The following is an 8,132-nucleotide window of genomic DNA, read 5'->3' as shown; positions in this document are numbered from 1 at the left end:
CTATTAGAGTTTTTATAGGATGTTTGAGTTTGTGGCTATTCTTAGATATAGCTGCTTATTTGGGTGCGGAAATTTTTTGGTTTCAGGAAGTTGGTTATATAGAAGTATTTTTGCAAAGATTGTTAACTCAGGGGAGTTTATGGTTGTTTATTGTGAGTTTGAGCGCCATTTACTTATTAGGAAATCTCACTTTAGCTGAGAGGTTGAAATATCCCCCTTTTTCTCATTCTATTCCGGTACAGGAACTAAAAATTAGTCAAAAATTAACGAGTTTTCTTAGTCCTCAATATCCCAGAAATAATCAATTCCCTCAATGGCAAAATTATACCAGTAAAATTAAATTGCGATCGCTCTTACCTCTAATATTAGGGTTAATTTTTTTACTGTGCCTAATGCTAATACACTATGGAAACATTGCCCTCTCCTATTGGTTAGAGAAAGTTAATCAATCTAGTTTATCAGTACCACTATTATTTCGAGCCGAGATAATTTTACAGTTGGGAAGACAGATAATTTCTCAACCTTGGTCTTTAGGACTATTGGGGGGATTATCTATGGCTATATTAATTTATAGCAAATTGTGCTTCAGGGCGATCGCTATTATTTTTAGTCTTATCTTTGGCTGGATACTATCTCAACATTGGGCAAAAATTCTCTTATCTTTTCATCCTATTTCCTTTGATCATCCTGAACCATTATTTGGCAAGGATATCAGTTTTTATATTTTCCATCTCCCCATTTGGGAACTTTTAGGATTTTGGTTAATAGGATTATCCCTATATGCTTGTATTAGCGTCATTCTCACCTATTTATTATCAGCAAATAGTCTCAGTCAAGCCGTTTTTCCCGGATTTTCTTCTCCACAAATGCGCCATTTATCGGGATTAGTCGGCTGTTTAATGTTAGTCGTATCTTTAAATTATTGGCTCAGTCGTTATCAACTCCTATACTCGGTTCGTGGTGTCAGTTATGGAGCTAGTTATACTGATGTTAAAGCCCAATTACCAGCAGATACAATACTGTATATTTTATCAGTAGCTATAGCCTTATACTTATTATGGTTAACTGTATTTTGGCAACAAAAATCTTCACATCATCGCCGGGTAAGTTATGCTTTAGGTATTTATATAACTTTGATATTCATAGGTAATTTCATTGTACCTATGGCTGTACAAAATTTTATTGTTGAGCCAAATGAATTACAAAAAGAACAACCTTATATAATGCGAAATATCGCCCTAACTCGTCAAGCATTTAATTTAGATGTCATTGACTCTCAAATATTTAACCCCATAGGAAAACTCACAGAAGCAGATATCAAAGCTAATGAATTGACAATTAGAAATATTCGGCTTTGGGATCAAGAACCATTATTAAAAACTAACCGTCAGTTACAACAAATTCGCCCTTATTATAAATTTTCCGATGCTGATATTGATAGATATTTAATTAAAAATAACGGTAATCAGGAAAAACAACAGGTACTAATTGCAGCGAGAGAATTAAATTATCCAGATGTTCCCCTCCAAGCACAAACATGGGTAAACCAAAATATGATTTATACTCATGGTTATGGCTTCACTATGAGTCCCGTCAATACCGTTGCTGCTGGTGGATTACCAGAATATTTTGTCAAAGATATTAGTGAAAATGGTAGCGTATTAAATACTTCTAGTCCTAATATTCGGGAAAGTATTCCTATCGGACAACCACGAATTTATTATGGAGAAATTAGTAATACTCACGTCATGACTGGGACAAAAGTTAAAGAATTAGATTATCCCAGTGGCAGCGATAATGTTTATAATAGTTATGATGGATTAGGGGGTATTCATATCAACTCTCTATGGCGAAGATGGCTATTTTCCCTATATTTAAAAGACTGGAGAATGATATTTACTAGAGATTTTTTACCAGAAACTAAAATATTATTACGGCGGAATATTAACCAACGAATTCGCACCATTGCCCCTTTCTTAAAATTTGATAGTGATCCTTATTTAGTTGTAGCAGATGCCCATATAGATGGTCAAAATCAACAATTTCCTGGCAAAGAAAATTATCTTTATTGGATAGTTGATGCTTACACCACAAGCGATCGCTATCCTTACTCGGATACAGGTAAAAATAGTATTAACTATATCCGTAACTCTGTTAAAGTCGTCATTGATGCTAACAACGGTACAGTAAGATTTTACATTGCTGATGCCTCCGATCCATTAATTACAGCTTGGTCAAAAATATTTCCCAAAATGTTTCAACCACTGAATAATTTACCAATCAATCTCCGCACTCATCTCCGCTATCCAGTAGATTATTTCAAAATTCAATCTGAACGCTTAATGATCTACCACATGACAGATACCCAAGTATTTTATAATCGGGAGGATCAATGGCAGATTCCCAATGAAATCTATGGTAACGAGAGCCGTAAAGTTGAACCCTACTATTTAATAACCAGTCTCCCCAACGTTTCCTTTGAAGAATTCATCCTCCTACTTCCCTACACACCCAAACAACGCACCAATTTAATCGCTTGGTTAGCAGCACGTTCCGACGGTGAAAATTATGGCAAATTAGTATTATATAACTTTCCCAAAGAACGTTTAATTTATGGACAAGAACAAATTGAAGCCAGAATAAATCAAGATCCAGTTATTTCTCAACAAATTTCCCTATGGAATCGTCAAGGTTCAAGAGTAATTCAAGGTAATCTGTTAATAGTTCCCATTGAGCAATCATTACTATATGTTGAACCAATTTATTTAGAAGCCACACAAAATAGTTTACCAACATTAGTGAGAGTAGTCGTAGCCTATGAAAATCGCATCATCATGGCACCCACCCTAGAACAAGCACTACAAGGAATCTTTCAACCAGAACTCGCACCACCAGCAACTATTATTCGTCCCCTAGAAAACGAAATACCCGCTGGCTAAATAGCTGATATTTCAACTCAGAATTATACTGATTTTAGTTTAAACTAATAAGTAATTAGTCATTGCGAGCGAAGGGAAGCAATCACAACCCTGGCGATTGCTTCATTTCATTCGCAATGACATTGTGTAAGTAGGTTGGCGTTGAAAATTGTCATTATGGCAAGGCAAGAGGCAAGAGGGTTTGGGCGATTTTACTTTTCTTTACACAGATTGGTTTTAGGGACTTCCAATTAAAAAAATCCCCAAAAGTTTCTTGTGGTGCGGGACGAATTGCCCGCTAATTACCAAGGACAGGCAGGATGCCCATCCCACAAAATTGGGTAATTTATTTTTTGGTGATCCCTTATTGTGTTCACCTACTTACAATTAAATTAATTAATGTATCGGTGTTCTAGAAATTCAAAAATTTAAAAACCTATTAGAGTAAGCCGCAAAATAAATGATCCTGTTTTGTCATGCTGAGTGTAGCGTTCGCGGAGCGTGGCGTTAGCCATAGCGAAACGAAGCATCTCTTGAGATTCTTCACTACACTTCGTTTCGTAATGCCTATGGCAGCGCGAACAGAATGACATTGAGCATTTCTTTTTGTGGAGTTCTCTTACCAACTGTATTTTTAATATCCACGTACTACTTCAGGTATATATTCACATAATAAAAAACAAAACTATTGACAGAGATAACTAATCTTTACTTTTGATAAACCTATAATCAGAAGCCATATACAGCTTTACCCAAACAAAGCATAGACTTAAATTAAAAGTTTCAAAATCAAACATCAGTCACAATTAAAACAGACTTTATATTGAGGGGTTTGCCACTTGGTTCTGTCACAGTTGTCAATTTACAGTGCTTTCTGATGTTATGAGGTACAGTTTTTTATCGCAAAACCTGTAGGGGAACAGGGTCTGCGCCCTCCATTGTATTTTATGAAACCGAGAATTGCTGTAAGAACCATTATAGATAATTAAGGAAAATAAGATGTATATAGAGCAGGTATTGGGAAATACATTCATAACCGACAATACCAACTTGTCCATTGCTCAAGGTGCAGTTCAACAAGAAAAAGTCCAAGTGCAATATCACAATATCCAAATACCAGATTTAGCACTATCTTTAGCTCCTCTGGGATTTATTTTTGTTTGGGCTGTTTTTCTCCTGCTTTTTCATAAAATCCGCACCAATGCAGATGATAAGGTATGCGTAAAAAACAAAATTCTACAAAAAGTCCCCTGTAAAAAATGTCAATTTTTTGCCAATAACCATTATTTAAAATGTGCCGTCAAGCCTGATACTGTTCTCACAGAAGAAGCCATAGACTGCTCTGAATACGTGCCTAAAAAGGTCAGCTTCCCCCCTAAAAACTTATTTCAATAAATATCAGATCCCCGACTTCTTACAGCAAATTGTCATCAAACCCGGAACAAGAACCCCACCCCCAACCCCCTCATCGCTTGCGGGGAGGGGGCTAAGATGTACTTTATATGATTGGAAATCGCTGTGAAGAAGTCGGGGATCTATTTCCGACTGTTCCATAAATGCCATCTATCCATCCTAAAAAGCGTCTGTGAGTACGTGGAGTCCCAATTTCCAAATAATCTAACCCAGTATCTAAACCAGGAAAAATTGCCGCTAATCTGTCAATAATTTGCCATGCTGCTATTTCTTTTTTAGCCGCATACTCCCTTTCTGAAAGTCCTTCAGTCGGTTAAGGAAATGTAGGTTGGGTTGTTCGCTTTAGCGTTGCGGAGCAATCGGAACGAACCCCAACAAAATCCTTAATAATGTTGGGTTATGGCTATACTCAAAACGGCTTGATTGTTTGATTCTAAACGTAGGGGTAAAGCAAGAGCTTCATTGGTGTCAACTTAACGTAAAACCCTTAATAAATAAGGAGGAGAACAAGAGCGATGGCGCGGAATGAACTGCTATAGGCGATTCCTAGGTCGCGCTTTGCGATCGCTCTTGTTCAAGAGGGTGATGTGCCTAGCTCACCGAAGGAATCGCATTTGAACCAAAAAAGAGGATAATAAAATTATGAAAAACACTCACAGGGTCAAAAATTATGACTCAAACAAGAAAAAGAAAAAATGGGAATCCAGATTTGCGTCGTCAGCAACAAACTCCATCGCCATCATTACCACAAATTGAAGAAGAATTAACAAAATATCTACAACCAAGTCTATTTACACAATTAAAATATTTACCAGGAAACAATGATAAACCGATGAGAGATAGATTGCTAAACTTACCAGTAATGGTAGCACTAATTCTCAGTTTAGTTTATCGACAAATAGCGGGATTATCAGAAGCAGTAAGAGTATTAAAAGAAGAAGGATTATTATGGGTAGAACCAATAGAATTTAGCAAACAAGCATTATCAAAAAGATTAAAAATAAGCGAAGATAATTCATCAAAATTAGGTGGGAAAATCATGATAATTGTCGAAGCTTTTAACCAAAATCTCGTCAAATTATGGTATTAACAAAATCCCAAAAGTCATGACCAAAACTGGGGAAAAGATTTGTTAGATAAACTGCCAGAAAGAGGCTTGATAATAGTGGATCTAGGATTTTTTAGCTTTAATTGGTTTGACAAATTAACCGAGAGTAAAAAGTACTTTATTACCAGAATAAAAGAAAAAACAAATTATAAAGTTAAACAAGTATTATCTCAATGCACTTATTATAAAGATGAAATTATCATCATGGGTAAATATCGTTCAAATCCATGTAAATATCCAGTGCGATTAGTATCAGTTTTAATTTGGGAGGCTGTACCGTTAAGTTGACACCAATGATCACTGCTAAACCCCTACCCGCTTAAATCAAATAATTAAGCCGTGTTGAGTATAATTGACGGGTAAATAAATTTTTCCTCTTCCTTCTTCCTTCGCTCTCTTTGCGTCCAGAAGTATGGCTAACGCCACGCTGCGCTATCAGCAAGACCTATCTAGAAAATCAAATATCATGAGGATGGATACCTAATGCTCTTAAATAAACCACTAACTTTTCCTATTGCCACTCACAATTTAATAGTATTGGGTTTTCATGCCCTATCAGATCCCATTAGAATGAGTGTTATAGAACTTCTGCGTCAGCGTGAACTATGTGTATGTGATTTATGTGATGCTTTAGAAATAAATCAATCAAAACTTTCTTTTCATCTCAAAACCCTCAAAGAAGCAAGTCTAGTAAATTCCCGTCAAGAGGGACGCTGGATTTATTACAGCTTGAATATTCCCCAATTTCAGATTTTAGAAACATATCTGGGGGAATTTCGCGTCAATTCTGGACTTTTATCCCCTCGTTCCTGTGGTGAATAGTTGATTTTTATTTCTCGTTCCCATACCCTGTATGGGGAATGAATTACAGAAGGCTCTGCCTTCAACACTGGTATCAACTTAACGCAAAACCCATAGCCCCACTGGGAATTCATTCCCAGTCTCATAGCAAAAGTTGTCTTTTGATGACTAAATAGGGTTTGCTGAAAAATTTGTCTGTGAGGGCAGGGAACTCTTAACTGGGAACAGAGAACAGGGAACAGTTTTAGCTATGTGGATATCCTCAATTTTCCAAATCCGACAAGGAAAAATGCACCTATTTTGAGACACCATCAGCCAAAACCTTGCACTTTTTTTGAGATAAAAATCTGTAAAACCTTTATTAATAAACAGTTTTATACTCAAAACGGCTAGAAGCTGGACTCTTTTACCATACAAAGAACAACGGATAAGCCATTTCTAACTTAAGTTGACACCAATGAGCAGTGCTAAACCCCTACACATCTGGGTTCTTTGTCATTTGGCAAAAGTTTAAATCTCACCCGTGTTTAGTATAATGCCTCCAGCGATCGCAGGGATACCCCACACTTCATGAACGTTCCATTCCTCCGCGTTCACGCAGTGTCCCGCAGGGATACATTTACGTTCCACAACCTACTAATAGACATCTCCAAAAAAGATTGTAGAGACGTTCCATGGAACGTCTCTACAGGGTTTTCAGGTCAAGTATCTTTATTTTTTGGAGATGTCTAAGCTGTTGTGCATTTAGTTTGTATAATTCTAGCGGGCAAGATGCCCGCACTACAAAGTTCAAGTAAATTATGGTTATCAAATTTAGCTGCGTAACAGCTTAATGACTTTTCAGGCTTAACCAAGCAGTATTGCTTCAAGTTCTATCATCAGTTATTTATTTTTTCAGTCCCCTTGCGGGGATTAGATATGCGGAAACATTACCGCATTTTTTTGCATATTTCGTATACCAATTGTGTTTCAGTCCCCTTGCGGGGATTAGATATGCGGAAACCGGCGACAGCTTCCGAAAATTGTCAGCCCATTCTGAGTTTCAGTCCCCTTGCGGGGATTAGATATGCGGAAACAGTAAACCAAGTGAGTAAGGAAATTATATCATGTCTGTTTCAGTCCCCTTGCGGGGATTAGATATGCGGAAACTCTTCTGAAATTGTCCCCTTAAACTTTTCTGATACCGTTTCAGTCCCCTTGCGGGGATTAGATATGCGGAAACTACCCGCACTACCTCCCTCTAGCTCCCACCTGACTTGTTTCAGTCCCCTTGCGGGGATTAGATATGCGGAAACCCCTAAAATTAAATCTTTTGTAGTTCCCTGCATTGTCCATGTTTCAGTCCCCTTGCGGGGATTAGATATGCGGAAACGACATAATCAATTCCCTTCGCAGATATTCCCGATAAGTTTCAGTCCCCTTGCGGGGATTAGATATGCGGAAACAAGCTCAAGAAAGGGGAAGAACCGATTATCAGTAAGTTTCAGTCCCCTTGCGGGGATTAGATATGCGGAAACCATTTCTGATCCGCGATGGAAAAAGCAAAAGTCGCAATGTTTCAGTCCCCTTGCGGGGATTAGATATGCGGAAACATTTAAAGCGTTATTAAAGTCAATAGAAGATAATGTGTTTCAGTCCCCTTGCGGGGATTAGATATGCGGAAACTAGGTAAAACTGAAACCCTGGGGAATGTTGTCGCTTATGTTTCAGTCCCCTTGCGGGGATTAGATATGCGGAAACCCCGCCGTCTGAAACATAAACTGGAGGCGGAATCCAGAGACGATTTTGGCGGACCTCTCAAAAAACCTTATTTCAGGCTTCGGGTCAAGCACAAACTGAAACTAATGAAACGCTGAAAGTATTTAGTTGTCAAGGTTCTGGCTGTTTGGCGA

Annotated in this window: 4 protein-coding genes, 2 pseudogenes and 1 CRISPR repeat array; of the genes and pseudogenes, 5 read left to right on the top strand and 1 reads right to left on the bottom strand. The window is 37.6% G+C overall.

Annotation, left to right across the window (positions count from 1 at the left end):
- Positions 1-2 precede the first annotated feature (2 nt).
- Together IQ228_RS15935 and IQ228_RS15930 are read left to right on the top strand one after the other, a co-directional pair.
- Positions 3-2,939, top strand: a complete 2,937-nt coding sequence (locus tag IQ228_RS15935) for a UPF0182 family protein (RefSeq protein ID WP_193963510.1) — start codon at positions 3-5, stop codon at positions 2,937-2,939.
- 978 nt (positions 2,940-3,917) lie between these two features.
- A complete protein-coding gene (locus tag IQ228_RS15930; RefSeq protein WP_027404217.1) occupies positions 3,918-4,313 on the top strand; it encodes a hypothetical protein in 396 nt (131 codons plus the stop codon).
- A gap of 139 nt (positions 4,314-4,452) precedes the next feature.
- On the opposite strand, the pseudogene IQ228_RS26690 reads toward IQ228_RS15930, so the two are convergent.
- Positions 4,453-4,638, bottom strand: a pseudogene (locus tag IQ228_RS26690) (carotene isomerase); the annotation flags it as partial.
- A gap of 363 nt (positions 4,639-5,001) precedes the next feature.
- On the opposite strand from IQ228_RS26690, the gene IQ228_RS15925 reads away from it, so the two are divergent.
- The 3 genes and pseudogenes from IQ228_RS15925 (at position 5,002) to IQ228_RS15915 (ending at position 6,261) form a co-directional block, all read left to right on the top strand.
- A complete protein-coding gene (locus IQ228_RS15925; protein ID WP_193963509.1) occupies positions 5,002-5,421 on the top strand; it encodes a hypothetical protein in 420 nt (139 codons plus the stop codon).
- Positions 5,422-5,442: 21 nt separating this feature from the next.
- Positions 5,443-5,727 (top strand): annotated as a pseudogene (locus IQ228_RS15920) (transposase); the annotation flags it as partial.
- Positions 5,728-5,922: 195 nt separating this feature from the next.
- A complete protein-coding gene (locus tag IQ228_RS15915) occupies positions 5,923-6,261 on the top strand; it encodes a metalloregulator ArsR/SmtB family transcription factor (protein WP_193963508.1) in 339 nt (112 codons plus the stop codon).
- An 870-nt stretch (positions 6,262-7,131) separates the two neighbouring features.
- Positions 7,132-7,980: direct repeats of the CRISPR family, unit length 37 nt; unit sequence GTTTCAGTCCCCTTGCGGGGATTAGATATGCGGAAAC.
- Positions 7,981-8,132: the final 152 nt, after the last annotated feature.

Source organism: Dolichospermum sp. LEGE 00246, from assembly GCF_015207865.1.
In the GTDB taxonomy this organism is placed as follows: Bacteria; Cyanobacteriota; Cyanobacteriia; order Cyanobacteriales; family Nostocaceae; genus Dolichospermum; species Dolichospermum heterosporum.
This window is presented reverse-complemented; position numbering and strand designations above follow the sequence as displayed.

Bases quoted from the DNA above. Each gene is read 5' to 3' on its own strand.
- IQ228_RS15930 (WP_027404217.1), top strand. From the start codon at position 3,918: ATGTATATAGAGCAGGTATTGGGAAATACATTCATAACCGACAATACC.
- IQ228_RS15925 (WP_193963509.1), top strand. From the start codon at position 5,002: ATGACTCAAACAAGAAAAAGAAAAAATGGGAATCCAGATTTGCGTCGT.
- IQ228_RS15915 (WP_193963508.1), top strand. From the start codon at position 5,923: ATGCTCTTAAATAAACCACTAACTTTTCCTATTGCCACTCACAATTTA.